Here is a 17,299-nt window from a genome sequence, read left to right on the forward strand (position 1 = left end):
CCTGTGCATTTCCGGTATTCGACGAGTGGTTTCGTCTCATACTGAGATATGGCAATCGACTGGCTGCTGGGCACCGACCGCCACGAAACCGCCGCCGATCACATCTACGCCGCGGCGGCCGATCTGATCGCCCGGCACGGGTTCGACCATTTCGATATCGACGCCGTGGCGCGGCGCGCGCACTGCTCCCGCGCGACGGTCTACCGGCACACCGGCGGCAAGACGCGGCTGCGGGAAACCGTGATGGCCCGGGCCGCCACGCGAATCACCGCGGTCGTCGACGAAGCCGTCAGCGACCGCACCGGCGCGGACCGTGTCCACACCGTGCTCACCGTCGCGATCCGGGAGATCCGCGCCGATCCGGTGCTCATGGCCTTTCTCGAATCCGATCCCGGCGCCCGCGCGGTCACCACTTTCGCCGCCTCACCGGCTCTGCTGGATATCGCCGCCGATTTCATCGGCCTGCGCGACGACCCGGTCGCCGCCGCCTGGCTCATCCGCACTGTGCTGTCGCTGCTGCTGTGGCCGGCCGACCCGGATATCGAAGCCGAGCTGCTGCGGCGATTCACGCTGCCGATCCTGGAGTCGCACCCGGACCGGAATCCACGTCCGGAGGAATGAGCGTTGCCGCCCGCCGCCGAGTTGCGCGCGGGTCTACGCCAGTCCGGCCCGCGCCTGGTCCAGGTAGCCCGACCAGGTGCCGGGCGCCACCTCGTGAACGGCAGCGGCCCCGGCGACGAAGGCGCTGGACACCACCACATCCGGTGTCAGGGTGGCGAAGATGTCCAAGGCCGCGTGCAGACCCTCCTTATCGCTGTAACCCGGGATATAGCCCGTCCGCCAGCTGCCGTCGGCGTAGCGCAGCAGCGTGTCGCCGGTGAACAGGTAGGCACGGCCGCCGTGGCCGGGCACCAGGTAGCTGGTGCTGCCGGGGGAATGGCCGGGTGTGGGGATCACTTCGATGCCCGCGTCGTCCACGGACCGGCCGGCGAGCGGTACATCGATCGGGGCGAAAGCGCCGATCGCGTCGGCTTCTGCGGCCGGGGCGTGCAGGCGGCTGCCGAAACGTCCGGCCACCGCGCGCAGCATCGGCCCGGCCTCGTCCTGATGGCTGAGGTAGTGGCGACCCACACCGCCGAGTTGTGCGAGTCCGTCGAAATCCCGGTCGTCGCCGGGGGAGTAGAAGAGGATGTTCTGTCCGGTGAGCGGGGTCCAGAGGTAGGCGTGGGTGCGTGGACCCTGCGGAACCGCGAATTCCCGGGTCTCCCACAGGTCGGGGAATACCTGTCGCAGGGTCGTGGCCTCGGTTGCGGCTGTCGGTGTGGATTCTGTTCGCATATTCCGACGCTAAAACCTCAATAACCCTTGGGGTCAAGGGTTGGTGCGGGCCGGGGTCAGCGCGAGGATATGAGCGGGACCAGCTGTTCGTCGGGGGTCCACGCCCCGTGATGACCCACCATCGCCGACTCCAGCGGTTCGTGCTCCGGCCGCACCAGCACCGTGCGGCCCGAGGCGACGGCGAGGAGGTCGCCGACCCGGGCCGCGATCACCGGATCGGGCGGGGTCGGGCCGAACCAGTGCTCGTCGAGTGCCTGTTCACGGCTCACCACGCGCGCGTCGGCGGCGAGTTCGGCGGTCCACCGGGCCAGTACGTCGGCCCTGGCACCGGGACGGTCGAGGTAGATATGGCGTACCCGCGCCTCACCCGCGATCAGCCGGATATCGCGGTGCAACTCCGTGCGCGCGTCGAGATCGACCACGTGATCGGCGTGGATCATTCCGTGATCGCCGGTGATCAGCAGTGTGCAGGTGTCCGGTAGTCCGGTGAGCAGGTCCGCCGCGAAGGCGTCGATATCCCGCAGGACCGCCAGCGCTTCCGGCGATTCGGGTCCGTAGAGGTGGCCGGTGGAATCCAGATCGGGGAAATAGGCGTAGGCGAACCGCGATCCGGTACCCGGATGGCAGGCGACCTCGAGTATTCCGGTGCGCACCTCGTCGAGTGTGGCGGCCGGATGCAGGGTGCCGGAGGCCCGGAACGAGGCGCGGGTCAGGCCGGAACGGATCTGATACTCCGGGACCACATAGTGCACCTCCACACCTCGCGCGGCGAGGTCCTGGAGCAGGCTGGTTCTCGGCTGCGCCGTTTCCGGCGGGAAGGCCTCCCGGGCATCGTCGCCGGTCGCGGAGTCGAACCGCCAGCGCAGCGCGTTGAACAACCGCATACCGCCGGTATCGGGCAGGGCGAAGCTGTATCCGATGATGCCGTGCGTCGCACAGGGGGCGCCGAGAGCCAGGCTGCTGAGGCTGGTCGCGGTGGTCGCGGGGAACCCGGCGGTGAGTGTGGTGGTGATCCGCGCGGTCAGGGTGGGCGCGATATCCGGGTGCCGGGCGAGGAGTTCGGCGCCCAGCCCGTCTATCAGCAGCACCACGACGTCGCGATTGGGGGCGAGCGCCAGGGGGCCGGGCAGATCGGATCCGAAGGACGCGGTGACGGACGGCAGGATATCGGCGAGTGTGTACGGCATCGCCTCCTATGGTGCTGGATCGGCGCTGCCGGAGGAACAGAATTCAGAGGTGGTGCGGCGGGCGGGTCCGCCGCACCACCGATTCGGCAGCGGGATTCGCGCTACACCGGAGTGGGTGTGCGCTACCGCGCGGTGACTCTGTGCGCTACCGCGCGGTGACTCTGTGCGCTAGCGCGCGGTGGGCGCCGGTTTCCGATCCCCGTAGACCTCTTCCGATTCCGGATAGCGGATCAGGGCGAGGGGATACAGGACCGCAGCGAGCACGCCCGCGATGAGGAAGCCGAGGTCGATACCGCCGAACAGTTCGGCTCCCGGGCCGACGAACCAGGCATTGCTCGAGCACAGCAGCCCGACCGCCGCCGCCGCGCACCACACCAGCAGACCGCGCAGATTGAATCCGGCGGTGAACCAGTAGATTCCGCCCCGGCGGCGCTGGTTGAACACCTGGAGCGCCGCGACATCGTAGTAACCGCGGCGGTAGAAGTGCCCGATCGCGACGATCACGATCCAGGGCAGCGAGAAACAGGTGAGGACCTGGAGGAACACGCTGATACCCGCGACGATCGCCGAATAGAAATGCCCGACGTACACCAGCGCGGCCGATACCCCGCACGCGACCAGAGTCGCCTGGACCCGATTCAGCCGGGGAATGATCGAGGAGGTGTCGAGTCCGGTGCCGTAGGTGTTGATCACCGCCTGCGCGGTACCCGAGGCGAGACCGAGGTACAGGACGGCGGGGACGAACCATGCGGGCGCTCCCGCGACCAGCCCGAGAACATAGGGATCGGCGGCGGTCACCGCCCCGCCGCCGAGGACGGCGGTCGCGGTGAAGGTGCCCCACAGCATGGGGATGCCCATGCACAGCGCGCCGAGGAACAGCGCGAGGGTGATCGCCCGGTCACTGTGCAGTCGTGGCGTGATGTGCCGGGTCCAGTCACCGGCGTAGGGGCCGAGAGAGGAGATCGTCGAGGTGGTGATCAGGAACGACGCCATCCAGGTGGCGGTCGCCGAACCGAAGACGTACTCGCCGGTCCCCGCGTAGGAGGGGTCGAAATCGCCGCCGTAGGCGAACAGGCCGAGCAGCAGGCACAGCCCCGCCGTCGGGATCATGAAGCGCTGGGCGGCGACCATATTCGCGTGACCGAGTACGGAGATGGCCGTGACGATCACCGCGAGTACGGCGTAGGCGACCAGCCGGGGGACAGTGGTGTCGTCGAGATGGAAGACCGTGACCAGCGCACCGGCCAGCGCGTCACCGCCGGTCCAGATGCTGAGTGCGGCGAAGGCCAGCGCGGCTGTCGCCTCGAGCAGTGAACCGATCAGCCGGCCGGCGACACCGAAGAAGGCGCCGCTGGCCACCGGATTGTTGGTACCGGTCCGCGGACCCATCAGTCCCATGGGGGCCAGCAGGATCGCCCCGAGCAGCGTGCCGGCGGCGACGGAGGTGGCGGCCTGCCAGAAGCTCAGGCCGAAGGTCACCGGGAACGCGCCGATGATGATGACGCTCAGCGCGAGGCTGCTACCGAACAGGATCGCGGTCAGGTTGCGGGGTGTGGATTTGCGGTTGTCCTCAGGGATGTATTCGATACCGCAGCGTTCGATCCGGCCCATCCGGTCGGCGAAGAACTGCGGATCGAGCGTGGTGCCCGGGGGCTCGGTGGTCGCTGTGTTTCCGGTGGTTGCCGTGGGTCCGGCGGGGGCGGTGGTTTCGGTGGACATCGCGATCAGGCTCCAAGGCGTGCGGTATGGCCGAACGAGGACAGGGCCAGCGCGCCGTCGGGCAGCCTGAGGTCGCCTTCGGCGAGGCGGTTCCGGAGATAGGTGAAACTCTGCGCGGTCTGCGCGTGCAGATGTTCGCCCGCGATCAGTGGCGCGCGGGCGGGGCGTTCGGGGGTGACGAATTCCGGTAGCGGCTCGACGACGGTGTCGTAGTCGACGCTGAAGAACAGCGGGAACGAATACCGCTCACTGGTGACCTTGCGGACGCGATGGGTGGTGGCGACGAATTCACCGTTGGTCCACAGCTCCAGCATGTCGCCGATATTGAGGACGAAGGCATCAGGTACGGGCGGTGCGTCGATCCACACGCCTGCGCCGTTGAGCACCTCCAGGCCGGGGGCGGTCGGTTTCAGGATGGTGAAGCATTCGTAGTCGGTGTGCGCGCCGATCCCCAGCCGGTCGACGGCGTCCAGATCCTCCGGATAGTGCAGCAGACGCAGCTGTGAGGGGGGTTCGGTGACGTAATGGTCGAAATAGGTCGCGGGCCGGCCCAGAGCCAGGGCGAATCCGCGCAATACCGTCCGGCCGAGCTCGAAAACCGCGGAGTAGTACGCGGATACGGCTTCGGTGAAGCCCGGGAGATCGGGCCACTGGTTGGGGCCGAGCAGTGGGTTCCCGGCCAGGTAGCGCGGATCGTCGGCCGGTAGTTCGAGACTGAGGTCGTAGGCCTCCTTCTTGTCGACTCCGCCACCGGCGAACACCTCCTCACCTTCGGGGACGTAGCCGCGATGGTTCGTGGAGTTCCCGATGTAGACGGCCATCTTCTCGTCGAACGGCAGCGCGAAGAACCGTGCGGCCGCCGCCCGCAGCGAGTCGACCAGACGCTGCCCGATCCCGGTTCCCGTCAGGTACATGAAGCCGACGTTGCGGGCCGCGTCGCCGAGCTGTGCCGCGACGACGGCCCTGTCGTCGTCGCTGCCGTGGATCAGTGGTCCGATATCGATGACGGGAAGGGCCGAGAAATCGGTGGTGCCGGTCATGCGTGAGGCCTTTCGTTGCCGAACAGAGGGAAGTTCCGGAGGTCGCCGCGGGTATCGGTGACGGTCCAGACCCGGCCGGTCGCCCGGCCGGACGCGCTCATATCGCCGGTGTGCAGCAGGGCTGCGCCGGGGTCGAGGCGCGGGTCGAGGCGGTGGTTCTCGCGGAACGGCAGACTGGAGTGAATGATCGGCCAACCGGCCTGCACGCGGCCGATCGAGATCTCGATATCGACCAGGTCCTGTGCTTCCACCAGGCCCGCCACGGCCACGGCCCGGGGCAGGCCGGGTTCGCGAGTGTGGACAGGAAGCCGGTCCCGCACGTAGGCGTAATCGGCACCGGCGCGCAACAGGTATCCGCGTCGTCCGGTATCGGGTTCGATCAGGGTCAACGCCGCGACCGGCGCCGGGTCATCCGGCGGGTCCCGCTGCCAGCGCTCGAGATACGGCTGGAGGCAACCGCGTTCGACCAGCGTGCCCGCTTCCATATGCAGGGTCCCGGTATCGGGGACGGCCTGGAACGGTTCGATATCCACCTGCCGCGCCCACGTGAAAACCGTCGGGTTTCCGGTATCGGCGGCGAGTGTTCCGGCGAAACCTTCCTGGCGGGAGAGCCATTCGAGGTGCGGACGGGTCAATTCCCGCAGGCACGACACTGCCGCGAAGTCGGGGCGGCGGGCCGGCCGGCGGAGGTCGGCGTAGTGGCTGCCCGCCTGCAACCAGGTAACGGCCGTGGCAGTGTCCCGGGTGCCGTCGGTCCACTCGATGGAGGTCCGCCGCCAGACTCCGGTCAGCTCGGTGGGTCCGGGAATTCGTGCGGTGGCCGGGGCGGCAACGGGCCATCCGGGCACGGGTCTCGCGGTCGTCATCGGAGAGCCCTTCCGTAATTACGATCAACTGACAGTAATTACGCGACAGAGTCGAGACGTTCGGATAACCGAGGTGTTCAGTGCAGGTAACGCCATAGGCGGTGAGTTACGAGCACATTTCGCCGCTCCGGGCGTATGCGAGGATCGAACTGTGACGGAGGTGGGAAATTCGGCCGTGACCACACCGAAGCGGCGGGTCGGGCGACCGCGCGCCACCGGACCCTCCCGGGCCGGTTCCGATACCCGGGCCGATGTACTCGCGGCGGCGGCGCGCCTGTTCGGTCGGCGCGGCTACGCGGCCACCAGTACCCGCGCGATCGCCGAAGCCGCCGGTATCCGGCAGGCGTCGGTGTACAACCACTTCCGCGGTAAAGAGGAGATCCTCACCGTGCTGCTCGAGCAGACGGTCGGGCACGCGCTGACCGTCGCGGCGCGGCTACGTGAGACGGCGATATCCCCCGAGGCCAAACTGTGGGCACTCTGCTACGCCGATGTCCGCGTCCTACTCGACGATCCGCACAATGTGGGTGCGCTGTTCCTGCTCCCCGAGGTGACCGGCGACCATTTCGCCGGGGTCCGTGCGCATCGCGACCAGCTGTGGAGCGCCTACCGCGACCTCATCACCCGGACCGGTCGCCGCAGCGGCTCCGAGGAATTGACCACCCGGCTGGTCTGCGGTCTGGTCGAGAGTGTGATCCAGTCCCGGCCGCCCGAGGGGGAACGGGACGTGGACGCCGTCGCCGAGGGGGTGGCGGAAGGTGTGCTGCGTCTCCTCGGCTGCCGGACGGCGGAGATCACCGCCGCGCGGTCGGCGGCGGAGCGCGACCCGGCCTGACCACTTCCGTCTGCTGTCCGAAGCGCACCGGACGGCTACTGCGGGAGACGTCGGACGGCCACCGCGGGGGACTGTCCGAATTGGTTAGATTGCATCATGCATGTTATGTGTATTATGCACATCGACTGAATTCATTCTTGCGAGGAGCAAGCTCGTGACCAAAACCGAACCCGCCGTCCGCCCCGCGGCGGTACTGGCGGTGCTCGCTTTTGCCGGGATCGTGGCGTCGCTGACGCAGACCCTGGTGATGCCGTTGCTCGGGCAGCTGCCGGAAATCCTGGATACCGAACCGTCGAACGCGACCTGGGTGGTCACCGCGAGCCTGCTGGCGAGCGCGGTCACGACGCCGGTCGCGGGCCGGCTGGGCGATCTCCTCGGCAAGCGGCCGGTCCTGGTGGGATCGGTGGTGCCGCTCGTCCTCGGCTCGGTGATCTGCGCCGTCTCCTCATCGCTGTGGCCGATGCTCATCGGCCGCGGCCTGCAGGGTATGGGCGTGGGGCTGATCCCGGTGGGTATCGCGGCGCTGCGTGATCTGCTGCCCCCGGCCAAGCTCGGCTCGGGGATCGCGCTCATCAGCTCGTCCCTCGGTGTGGGTGGCGCGCTGGGACTGCCGCTGGCGGCTGCCGTCGTCGAGTACAGCAGCTGGCGCTACCTGTTCTGGGGCGTCGCGGCGCTGGGCGTGGTCGCGGGTCTGCTGATCTTCATGGTGGTGCCATCCACTCCGCCCCGGGCCGAACGCGGCCGGTTCGACTTCCTGGGTGCGATCGGCCTGGGCGCCGCGCTGGTCTGCCTGCTGCTCGCGGTGTCCAAGGGCGCGAGCTGGGGCTGGACCAGCGTCACCACGATCTCGTTGTTCATCGCCGCGGTAGTCGTGCTGCTGGTGTGGGGTGTGTGGGAGCTGCGGATGCGCGATCCGCTGGTCGACCTGCGGGTGACCGCGCGACCGCGGGTGCTGCTCACAAATGCCGCCTCGATCGTGATCGGCATGTCGATGTTCTCGCAGGCGCTGGTCTTCCCCCAGCTGCTGCAGCTGCCGGAGGCCACCGGTTACGGCCTCGGCCAGTCGATGGTCGCGATGGGCCTGTGGATGGCGCCCGGCGGGCTGATGATGATGCTGGCCTCGCCGCTGAGCGCGAAACTCTCCGCGCTGGCCGGACCCAAGGTCACCCTGATATTCGGCTCGGTCATCATCGCCGCGGGGTACGGCCTCACGGTGCCGCTCATGGGTGAGCCCTGGGGCATCATGATCGGCGCGATCGTCATCAGTCTCGGTGTCGGATTCGCCTACGGCGCCATGCCCGCGCTCATCATGAGCGCGGTGCCGGTCACCGAGACCTCGGCGGCCAACAGCTTCAATACGCTGATGCGCGCGATCGGCACCTCGGTCGCCTCCGCCGCGATCGGTGCGGTGCTGGCCGAGATGAGCACCACCTTCGCCGGTGGTGTGAGCGTTCCCACCGAGAACGGGTTCACGGTCGGCATCCTCATCGGCTGCGGTGTCGCGGTGGCGGCCGCCCTGATCGCGCTGACCATCCCCACGGCCAAACGTGCCGCGGCGGCCGCGGTGGCGGGGATGCAGCAGGCGGGGGCGCAGCCCGAACCGGCGAAAACCGAGGCGCACGCGGTGGCCCAGGCGGTGCCGGCCGCACCCGCGGGACTGTCCGTGGAGGCCGAACGGGTGCTCGACGACGCGGAGCCGGGCGCGCCCGCCGCCGGGCCGCGGCACGCCGCGCCCGAAACCCCCACCGCCGTTCCGGCGGGCCGCAACGGCCTCGCCGCCGTATCCGACGGCGCCGGCGCTCCGCAACCGGCCGGAAGCGGCTCGGTGCTGTTCGGGCGGGTGTACGACGGTCGGGGTACCGCCGTCGCCGGTGCGACCCTCACCCTGATCTCACCGTCGGGCCAGCAGTTGAGCCGGGCGCTGTCCGGGCAGGACGGGTTCTACGAACTGGCCGCCCCCGAGCCCGGTTCCTATGTACTCATCGCGTCCGCGGAAGGACGGCGTCCGGACGCGTCCACCGCGGTGCTCGGCAGCAATCCGGTGTCCTACGACGTCACCCTCACCACACTCGCCAGCCTGGAGGGCACGGTGGCGCGGACCGGCGACGGGACACCTGTCGCGGGCGCGACGGTGACCGCGCTCGATCTGCGCGGTGAGGTGATGGCCGCCGGTGAATCCGACCCGGCCGGGCAATTCGGGCTCGGTGGTCTGCCGGAGGGCGAGTTCACCCTTGCGGTGAGTGCGTTCGGCTACCACCCGACCGCGGTATCGGTGCAGGTCACCGGCCGTGACACGGCTCGAGTGGAGGTGCTGCTGCGCCCGGGTGTGCGGGTATCCGGTGTGGTCAGCGGTGGGGGCCACCCGCTGGCCCACGCCCGGGTCACGCTCACCGATTCGCTGGGCAATGTGGTCGAGACGCAGTCCACCGGTGCCGACGGCTCCTATGTCTTCGGGAACCTCGCCGAAGGCGCCTACACCGTGGTCGCCACCGGGTACGCCCCGGCCAGCGCCCAGGTGCGGGTGGGGGAGAAGGATATCGACGGTATCGATATGCGGCTGAGTGCCGACGGTCTCGGCGAGGCCGCCGAGAGCGCCGCGCCGGATATCGAGGAATCGCTGGACGAACTGCCGGAGATCCACAAGACGTCCTGGTGAGCCTGCGCCGATACTCAGGGGTCCGAGCCGACGCTCGGGCCCCTGTCCGCGTTGCGGGAGCCCGCGGTCCCGCGACGGGCCGGGGACCCCGATTTTGCCGAGCGCGGAGCGCCTCCTACACTAGACCGGTTGCCAGGGCACCTCTGTGCCCGTGGGCGGTCCCGCGCGGACGGCCCGGGCGATACGAACTCATCCGGCGGCGACTGCCGTCCGGAACCAGCCGAATTGCTGTAGGCCCACGGCTCGTGCCCTGTGTGCGGGTGTTGTATGGGAACCGCAGCGAGAAAGGTGTCGAGGTCGAACTATGACCATGACCGATCCGATCGCAGACTTCCTGACACGTCTGCGCAACGCCAACTCGGCGTACCACGATCAGGTGAAGGCCCCGCATTCGAAGCTCAAGGCGAATATCGCCGAGATCCTGAAGCGTGAGGGCTACATCGCCGATTACCGCACCGAGGACGCGACCGTGGGTAAGAACCTCGTCGTCGACCTCAAGTACGGCCCCAGCCGGGAACGCAGCCTGCAGGGTCTGCGGCGCGTCTCCAAGCCCGGTCTGCGCGTGTACGCGAAATCCACCAACCTGCCCAAGGTCCTGGGTGGCCTCGGCGTGGCGATCATCTCCACGTCGACCGGCCTTCTCACCGACCGTCAGGCGGCTCAGCAGCGGGTGGGCGGGGAAGTCCTCGCCTACGTCTGGTAAGGGAGGTACGGACAATGTCGCGTATCGGTAAAGATCCCGTCGTGATTCCCTCCGGTGTGGAGGTGACCATCAGCGGCCAGGATGTCGCGGTGAAGGGCCCGAAGGGTCAGCTTTCGCTGACCATCTCCGAGCCGATCACCGTCGCGCAGGAGGACGGCCGGCTGGTCTTCTCCCGTCCCGACGACGAACGTCGCAGCCGCTCGCTGCACGGCCTGACCCGGACGCTGGTCGACAATATGGTCGTCGGCGTCACCAAGGGCTACGAGAAGAAGATGGAAATCTTCGGCGTGGGCTACCGTGTGCAGCAGAAGGGCAGCAACCTCGAGTTCGCCCTCGGCTACAGCCATCCGGTGCCGATCGAGGCGCCCGAGGGCATCACCTTCGCGGTGGAATCGCCCACCAAGTTCTCCGTGTCCGGGATCGACAAGCAGAAGGTCGGCCAGATTTCGGCGGTTATCCACGGTCTGCGCAAGCCCGATCCGTACAAGGGTAAGGGCATCCGCTACGCCGGTGAGGTCGTTCGCCGCAAGGTCGGAAAGACGGGTAAGTGATCATGGCGCAAACCGAGAATCAGAAGGCCAAGCGTATTCCGCTGGGCAAGGATGCTTCCACTCGCCGGCGGCTGTCGAAGACGCGCCGCCACTTCCGCCTGCGCAAGAAGATCGAGGGCACCAGCGCTCGTCCCCGGCTGATCGTGCACCGCTCCTCGCGGCACCTGCACGTGCAGCTGATCGACGATGCGGCCGGCCACACCCTCGCTTCCGCCTCGACCATCGAGGCCGATGTGCGGGCGCTGGAGGGCGACAAGACCGCCAAGGGCAAGAAGGTCGGCGAACTGATCGCCGAGCGCGCCAAGGCCGCCGGTGTGGAGGCCGTGGTGTTCGACCGCGGTGGCCACGACTACCACGGCCGGATCGCGGCGCTCGCCGATGCCGCTCGGGAAGGCGGGTTGAAGTTCTGATGACCAACATGACTGCACATACCTGTGTGAACGGAAGGAACGTCTGATGCCGGGACGTCAGCGGCGTGACGGCGGAAACGGACCCGCCGGACAGAACTCGAGCGGCCCCGACGGGGGTCGCGACAACCGCCGGGGCGGCGGCGACCGCCGCGGCGGCGACCGGCGTAACGACGCGGCCGAGAAGAATCAGCTCGAACGCGTCGTCGCGATCAACCGTGTCTCCAAGGTGGTCAAGGGTGGCCGTCGCTTCAGCTTCACCGCCCTGGTCATCGTCGGCGACGGCAACGGACTCGTGGGCGTCGGCTACGGCAAGGCCAAGGAAGTTCCCGCGGCCATCCAGAAGGGCGTCGAGGAAGCGCGTAAGGGCTTCTTCCGCGTTCCGATGATCGGCTCCACCATCACCCACCCGGTGCAGGGCGAAGCGGCGGCCGGTGTGGTCATGCTGCGCCCGGCCTCCCCGGGTACCGGTGTGATCGCCGGTGGCGCCGCGCGTGCCGTTCTGGAATGCGCGGGTATCCACGACATCCTGGCCAAGTCGCTCGGTAGCGACAACGCGATCAACGTCGTGCACGCGACCGTTGCCGCGCTCAAGATGCTGCAGCGTCCGGAAGAGGTCGCGGCCCGCCGTGGTCTGCCGATCGAGGACGTCGCTCCCGCGGGCATGCTGCGTGCCCGTGCCGGACAAGGAGTCTGACGATGGCAGATCTCAAGGTGACCCAGATCAAGAGTTCGATCGGCGCCAAGCAGAATCAGCGGGACAGCCTGCGCACCCTCGGCCTGCGGGGTATCCGCAAGACGGTGGTCCGTGCGGACAACGCCCAGAACCGCGGGCTGATCAACGTCGTGCGCCACCTCGTAACAGTTGAGGAGGTCTGACATGACCATCAAGTTGCATCACCTGCGTCCCGCTCCGGGCGCGAAAACCGATAAGACCCGGGTGGGTCGTGGTGAGGGGTCCAAGGGTAAGACCGCGGGTCGCGGCACCAAGGGCACCAAGGCGCGTAAGAACGTGCCGGCCGCCTTCGAGGGTGGGCAGATGCCCCTCCACATGCGGCTGCCGAAGCTGAAGGGCTTCACCAACCCGTTCCGGGTCGAGTACCAGGTCGTGAACGTGGGCGCCCTTGCCGAGCTGTTCCCCGAGGGGGGCACCGTGGGCAAGGACGAACTCGTCGCCAAGGGTGCTGTTCGCAAGAACCAGCTGGTGAAGGTGCTCGGCGAAGGAGAGATCTCCGTCGCCGTTCAGGTCAGCGCGGACAAGTTCTCCGGCTCCGCCAAGGAGAAGATCACCGCCGCCGGTGGCACCGCCACCGAGCTGGGCTGACGCTCGGAGTATCGACGATCGACATGGTCGGGCCAACCGCGGAGGCGGTAGCGCAGCGTGACCACGCAGCGCTCCCGACCATGTCGAAAGGCACAGCGGCGCCGGACGAGTGCAGGCTCGTCCGGCGCCACTGTTAGAGTTCAAGTGTTGTCTGCCAAGACCCGTCATGGGTTCGGCGATTCCGACCGGGACACGCTGAAAAAATTCCATGGCCTGACCATGTCGTTCGCCAGGAGGATCTGTGCTTTCCGCCTTCGTTACGGCCTTCCGGACCTCGGACTTGCGGCGGAAGATCCTCTTCACGCTGGGGCTGGTGGCGCTGTACCGCGCCGGTGCCGCGCTACCGTCGCCCGGTGTCGACTACAAGGCGGTGCAGGAGTGCATCGACCTGGTATCCGGTGGTGATTCCGCTGGTATCTACCAGCTGATCAACCTGTTCTCCGGTGGCGCGCTACTACAGCTGTCGGTGTTCGCGATCGGCATCATGCCCTACATCACAGCGAGCATCATCGTTCAGTTGCTCACCGTGGTCATCCCGCGCTTCGAGGAACTGCGCAAAGAGGGCCAGGCCGGTCAGACCAAGATGACGCAGTACACGCGTTATCTCTCGATCGCGCTGGCGATCCTGCAGGCCACCGGCCTGGTGGCACTCGCGGCGCGCGGGCAGTTGTTGCAGGGCTGCCAGCAGGACATCCTCGCCGACACCAGCATCTTCGGCATGATCATCATCGTCCTGGTGATGACCGCCGGCGCGGCGCTGGTGATGTGGTTCGGCGAGCAGATCACCGAACGCGGCGTCGGCAACGGTATGTCGCTGCTGATCTTCGCCGGTATCGCCGCCCGCATCCCCACCGAGGGCAAGAACATCCTCGACAGCCGGGGCGGCCTGATCTTCGCGCTGGTGTGCCTCGCGGCCTTCGCGATCATCGTGGCCGTCATCTTCGTCGAACAGGGGCAGCGCCGGATTCCGGTGCAGTACGCCAAACGCGTGGTCGGCCGCAAGATGTACGGCGGTTCCTCGACCTATCTGCCGTTGAAGGTGAACCAGGCCGGTGTCATCCCGGTCATCTTCGCCTCATCCCTGCTCTACCTGCCCAACCTGATCGCCCAGCTCACCGGCTCGAACACGGCCGAGGATCCGAGCTGGTGGCAGGAGATCATCCAGAAGTATCTGGTGAATCCCGGTAACCCGGTGTACATCGCGATCTACTTCGGACTTATTGTCTTCTTCACCTACTTCTACGTCGCCATCACCTTCAACCCGGAGGAACGCGCCGACGAGATGAAGAAGTTCGGCGGCTTCATCCCGGGCTACCGCCCCGGTAAGCCGACGGCCGATCATCTGACCTATGTGCTCAGCCGCATCACCCTGCCCGGCTCCATCTACCTCGGTCTCGTCGCCGTGCTGCCGAACCTGTTCCTGGATATGGGAGCCTCCGGCGGCGGCGCGCAGAATCTGCCGTTCGGTGGTACCGCAGTGCTCATCATGGTGAGCGTCGGCCTGGACACCGTGAAGCAGATCGAAAGCCAACTCATGAATCGCAATTACGAAGGGTTCCTCAAGTGAGAGTTGTACTACTAGGGCCGCCGGGAGCGGGCAAGGGCACTCAAGCCGTGCTGCTATCGGAGAAGCTGGGCGTACCGCATATCTCTACCGGGGATCTCTTCCGCGCGAATATCGGCGAGCAGACGCAGCTGGGTCTCGAAGCGAAGCGGTACATGGACGCCGGGGAACTGGTGCCCAGCGATGTGACCAACCGTATGGTCCGGTCCCGGGTGGGCGAGCCCGATGCGTCGCGCGGATTCGTCCTCGACGGCTACCCCCGCACGGTGGATCAGGCCGATGCGCTGGCCAAGATCCTGGACGAACTGGGCAGCGAACTCGACGCGGTCCTGTGCTTCGTCGTCTCCGAGGACACCGTGGTCGACCGGATGCTGGCCCGGGGCCGCTCCGACGACAACGAGGACACCATCCGGACCCGGCTGCGGGTCTACCGCGACGAGACCGAACCGCTGCTGAACTACTACGACGGCCTGGTCGTCTCGGTGGACGGTGTCGGCGAGGTCGACGAGGTCAATACCCGGGCCCTCGAGGCGCTGGGCCGTAATGCCACGACCGGTTGATTCGGTTGCCGGGTCGGGCGTCGCACCGTCGGTGAGGGAGAGCTGACCCGATATGGTTTTCGGTCGCAAGAGCAAGAAGGTGGTGCCGTTCCGCACCGCCGGTGAACTCGACGCCATGGCCGCGGCCGGCGCGATCGTCGGCCGCGCGCTGGTGGCGGTACGAGAGGCCGCCGCGCCCGGGGTCAGCACCCTGGAACTGGACCGGGTCGCCGAACAGGTGATCCGGGATGCGGGCGCGGTCCCGTCGTTCAAGGGCTACCACGGGTTCCCCGCCTCCATCTGCGCCTCGGTCAACGACCGGGTGGTGCACGGGATCCCGTCGGAGTCCGAGGTGCTGGCCGCCGGTGATCTGGTGTCCATCGATTGCGGCGCCATCCTGGACGGCTGGCACGGCGATTCGGCGTGGACGTTCGGCGTGGGCGAGCTCATCGAGGCCGATCGACTGCTGAGCGCGGCCACCGAGAAGTCGATGGTCGCGGGGATCGCCGCCATGCTGCCCGAGAACCGGCTCACCGATATCTCGCACGCGATCGAACTCGGTACCCGGGCCGCGGAGACCGAGCACGGCCGGCCGTACGGCATCGTCGACGGGTACGGCGGGCACGGGATCGGCCGGGAGATGCACCTCGACCCCTTCCTGCCCAACGAGGGCGATCCCGGTAAGGGGCCGCGGCTGGTGGTGGGTTCGGTCCTGGCGATCGAGCCGATGCTCACGCTGGGGACCTCCGATACCAAGGTGCTCGACGACGACTGGACGGTGGTCACCACCGACGGATCGCGGGCGGCGCATTGGGAGCATACGGTCGCGGTGACCGAGGACGGCCCGCGGATCCTCACCCTGCGTCCCGAATAGTTCCGGACCGCTACGGATTTCCGTCCGCCCGCCACCGGAATCGTTGGGATGGCTGTTCTTTCGAGTACGGGCGGCGCCAGGAACCCCATTCGCGGGCGAATCGAGATCAGAGTTCCAGCAGGACGGTGATCGGTCCGTCATTGGTGAGTTCCACCTGCATATGTGCGCCGAACCGGCCGCCGGCCACGTCGGCGCCGAGTTCCCGCAGCGTACTGGCAACAGTGTCGACCAGAGGTTCGGCCGCGGGCCCGGGGGCCGCCGCCGACCAGGAAGGCCTGCGGCCCTTGCGGGTATCGGCGTAGAGCGTGAACTGGCTGACGACCAGTACCGGCGCGCGGAGGTCCGCGGCACTGCGTTCGCCGTCGAGAATGCGTAGCCGCCAGATCTTCTCGGCCATGGCCCGCGCGGTCGTAACGCTGTCGGTATGGGTGACGCCGACCAGTGCGAGCAGTCCGTGCCGAGTTCCGGCGGCGGCGGGGTCGATCCGCCCGACCACCTCCCCGTCGACGGTCACCTGTGCCGAGGTCACGCGCTGTAGCAGGGCTCGCATGCCCATGATCATGCCGTCTGCGCTACCCGCGAGCGGTCCGGGGTCACATGTTCCCGGCGGCGGGAACATCGGGTGCGCCGGCGCGCGGGTTTCGTGCGTACAGTTCATCTGCCCGAGTGGAAGTTTTCACGAACGGGCCCTTTCTCCGGCTTCCCTTCCCGGCTCGGTCAGCGCATTTCCTACTCGCAACCGGCGGGGCAGGTCCTGTTCATACGCGCGTCACGCCGGATTCTTCCCCGACTGCCATCGTCGACGGCGAATGATGTTCGCCGCCGCGGCACGCACGGGAGGAGTGGGATCATGGGCGACAGAGTCGATTACAACGACGAGGCCTTTCGTCGTGCAGCGGGGAAGACCGGCGGGGTCCGCGACAAGATCAACGGAGTGATCGACACCCTCACCGCGAGTATCGATGGACGTGGTGAACCGTGGGGTGGCGATTCGCTGGGGCAGTCCTTCGCGAACGGTCAGGACGGCAACGGCTACGTCCCGTCGAAGAAGAATCTGATCGACAGCGCCCGCAATGTTTCGGGCACCATGGGCCAGTTCCACGACGGCCAGGTCGAAAGCGCCGACTACCTGCAGGATATGGAAGACGGCAACCGCGACGGCCTGCGCTGATCCGGGGGACTTGCGCGACGATGACAAACGAACAGGCCAAGGCCGATCTAGCCGCCATCATGGACGGCGTACAGGAGCAGATGCGCACGATCGCGCGCATTCAGCAGCAGCGCGCCGAACTCACCGCGAGCGCCACGGCACGCGGTAAGAAGGTCACTGTCACGGTCAACGCGGACAACACCGTGATCGACGTGAAATTCGGCGACGATATCGACGAACTGAGTTATTCGGAGATCGCCAAAGCGGTGATCGAGGCCGCGCAACGCGCGTGTAAAGAAGTCGCGGACAAGACGACCGACCTCATGGCGCCCCTGGACACGCAGCGCACCCGGATGCCGAAGCTCACCGATCTCGTCGCGGGTCTGACCGATATCGAGATCCCCGGCGTTGTTCCGGCCGCCACCGGGCGGCCCGATACCCTGGGGCGCCAGAACTTCCCGGATGGCAGCGGCGCACCCGCGTCCTCCGACAAGGGCCGGGGCGGGTCGGTCACCGACTCCAGCTGGTGAGCCCGGGTAGCCCGTA

At 67.6% G+C, this 17,299-nt stretch carries 20 protein-coding genes and 1 pseudogene; 15 read left to right on the plus strand and 6 right to left on the minus strand.

Annotated features, from left to right (window positions below; all coding sequences use genetic code 11):
- The first annotated feature begins 48 nt into the window (after positions 1-48).
- Positions 49-621 carry a TetR/AcrR family transcriptional regulator gene (locus AB0F41_RS08375; protein ID WP_357422106.1) on the plus strand — a complete coding sequence of 191 codons (573 nt, stop codon included), beginning with the start codon at positions 49-51 and terminating at the stop codon, positions 619-621.
- 33 nt (positions 622-654) lie between these two features.
- Here AB0F41_RS08375 and AB0F41_RS08380 read toward each other — a convergent pair whose 3' ends face one another.
- From AB0F41_RS08380 to AB0F41_RS08400, 5 genes are all read right to left on the minus strand, one after another.
- The gene (locus AB0F41_RS08380) at positions 655-1,293 is read right to left on the minus strand and encodes an MBL fold metallo-hydrolase (protein ID WP_357422233.1); all 639 of its coding nucleotides are present in this window, start codon (positions 1,291-1,293) and stop codon (positions 655-657) included.
- Positions 1,294-1,394: 101 nt separating this feature from the next.
- Positions 1,395-2,525 (minus strand): nucleotide pyrophosphatase/phosphodiesterase family protein, encoded by a 1,131-nt coding sequence (locus AB0F41_RS08385; protein WP_357422107.1) that lies wholly within the window; start codon positions 2,523-2,525, stop codon positions 1,395-1,397.
- Between the two features lie 168 nt (positions 2,526-2,693).
- On the minus strand, positions 2,694-4,244 hold the full coding sequence (locus tag AB0F41_RS08390) for a cytosine permease (protein ID WP_357422108.1): 1,551 nt from the start codon (positions 4,242-4,244) through the stop codon (positions 2,694-2,696).
- A 5-nt stretch (positions 4,245-4,249) separates the two neighbouring features.
- Positions 4,250-5,284 carry a 2-oxoglutarate and iron-dependent oxygenase domain-containing protein gene (locus AB0F41_RS08395; RefSeq protein ID WP_357422109.1) on the minus strand — a complete coding sequence of 345 codons (1,035 nt, stop codon included), beginning with the start codon at positions 5,282-5,284 and terminating at the stop codon, positions 4,250-4,252.
- On the minus strand, positions 5,281-6,150 hold the full coding sequence (locus AB0F41_RS08400; protein ID WP_357422110.1) for a hypothetical protein: 870 nt from the start codon (positions 6,148-6,150) through the stop codon (positions 5,281-5,283). Before AB0F41_RS08400 ends, AB0F41_RS08395 begins: the two co-directional genes overlap by 4 nt.
- 151 nt (positions 6,151-6,301) lie before the next feature.
- Here AB0F41_RS08400 and AB0F41_RS08405 point away from each other — a divergent pair, with 151 nt between their 5' ends.
- The 12 genes and pseudogenes from AB0F41_RS08405 to map all read left to right on the plus strand — a co-directional run bounded on the left by AB0F41_RS08405 (position 6,302) and on the right by map (position 15,603).
- Positions 6,302-6,985: a TetR/AcrR family transcriptional regulator gene (locus AB0F41_RS08405; protein ID WP_357422111.1), complete on the plus strand. Its 684-nt coding sequence runs from the start codon at positions 6,302-6,304 to the stop codon at positions 6,983-6,985.
- Between the two features lie 193 nt (positions 6,986-7,178).
- Positions 7,179-8,534, plus strand: a pseudogene (locus AB0F41_RS08410) (MFS transporter); the annotation flags it as partial.
- A 24-nt stretch (positions 8,535-8,558) separates the two neighbouring features.
- Complete coding sequence (locus AB0F41_RS08415) at positions 8,559-9,641, plus strand: carboxypeptidase-like regulatory domain-containing protein (RefSeq protein WP_357422234.1); 1,083 nt, start codon at positions 8,559-8,561, stop codon at positions 9,639-9,641.
- Positions 9,642-9,945: 304 nt separating this feature from the next.
- Entirely contained in the window at positions 9,946-10,344 is a 399-nt protein-coding gene (gene rpsH / locus AB0F41_RS08420) for a 30S ribosomal protein S8 (protein ID WP_357422112.1), read from the plus strand.
- Positions 10,345-10,358: 14 nt separating this feature from the next.
- The gene (rplF, locus tag AB0F41_RS08425) at positions 10,359-10,895 is read left to right on the plus strand and encodes a 50S ribosomal protein L6 (protein WP_357422113.1); all 537 of its coding nucleotides are present in this window, start codon (positions 10,359-10,361) and stop codon (positions 10,893-10,895) included.
- Positions 10,896-10,897: 2 nt separating this feature from the next.
- Positions 10,898-11,305, plus strand: coding sequence for a 50S ribosomal protein L18 (rplR, locus tag AB0F41_RS08430; protein ID WP_357422114.1), 408 nt, complete (start codon positions 10,898-10,900; stop codon positions 11,303-11,305).
- A 46-nt stretch (positions 11,306-11,351) separates the two neighbouring features.
- Positions 11,352-11,999: a 30S ribosomal protein S5 gene (gene rpsE / locus AB0F41_RS08435; RefSeq protein ID WP_357422115.1), complete on the plus strand. Its 648-nt coding sequence runs from the start codon at positions 11,352-11,354 to the stop codon at positions 11,997-11,999.
- 2 nt (positions 12,000-12,001) lie between these two features.
- Entirely contained in the window at positions 12,002-12,181 is a 180-nt protein-coding gene (gene rpmD, locus AB0F41_RS08440; RefSeq protein WP_357422116.1) for a 50S ribosomal protein L30, read from the plus strand.
- A gap of 1 nt (position 12,182) precedes the next feature.
- Positions 12,183-12,626, plus strand: coding sequence for a 50S ribosomal protein L15 (rplO, locus tag AB0F41_RS08445; RefSeq protein WP_357422117.1), 444 nt, complete (start codon positions 12,183-12,185; stop codon positions 12,624-12,626).
- A 241-nt stretch (positions 12,627-12,867) separates the two neighbouring features.
- Positions 12,868-14,193: a preprotein translocase subunit SecY gene (secY, locus tag AB0F41_RS08450; RefSeq protein ID WP_357422118.1), complete on the plus strand. Its 1,326-nt coding sequence runs from the start codon at positions 12,868-12,870 to the stop codon at positions 14,191-14,193.
- Positions 14,190-14,750, plus strand: coding sequence for an adenylate kinase (locus AB0F41_RS08455; protein WP_357422119.1), 561 nt, complete (start codon positions 14,190-14,192; stop codon positions 14,748-14,750). The genes secY and AB0F41_RS08455 overlap by 4 nt, the downstream gene beginning before the upstream one ends.
- A 52-nt stretch (positions 14,751-14,802) precedes the next feature.
- The gene (map, locus tag AB0F41_RS08460; RefSeq protein WP_357422120.1) at positions 14,803-15,603 is read left to right on the plus strand and encodes a type I methionyl aminopeptidase; all 801 of its coding nucleotides are present in this window, start codon (positions 14,803-14,805) and stop codon (positions 15,601-15,603) included.
- 106 nt (positions 15,604-15,709) lie between these two features.
- On the opposite strand, the gene dtd is transcribed toward map, so the two are convergent.
- Entirely contained in the window at positions 15,710-16,153 is a 444-nt protein-coding gene (gene dtd, locus AB0F41_RS08465; protein WP_357422121.1) for a D-aminoacyl-tRNA deacylase, read from the minus strand.
- 300 nt (positions 16,154-16,453) lie between these two features.
- Here dtd and AB0F41_RS08470 point away from each other — a divergent pair, with 300 nt between their 5' ends.
- On the plus strand, positions 16,454-16,774 hold the full coding sequence (locus tag AB0F41_RS08470) for a hypothetical protein (protein ID WP_357422122.1): 321 nt from the start codon (positions 16,454-16,456) through the stop codon (positions 16,772-16,774).
- Positions 16,775-16,794: 20 nt separating this feature from the next.
- Entirely contained in the window at positions 16,795-17,283 is a 489-nt protein-coding gene (locus AB0F41_RS08475; protein WP_357422123.1) for a YbaB/EbfC family nucleoid-associated protein, read from the plus strand.
- Positions 17,284-17,299: the final 16 nt, after the last annotated feature.

The organism is Nocardia sp. NPDC024068, from assembly GCF_040638875.1.
GTDB lineage: Bacteria > Actinomycetota > Actinomycetes > Mycobacteriales > Mycobacteriaceae > Nocardia.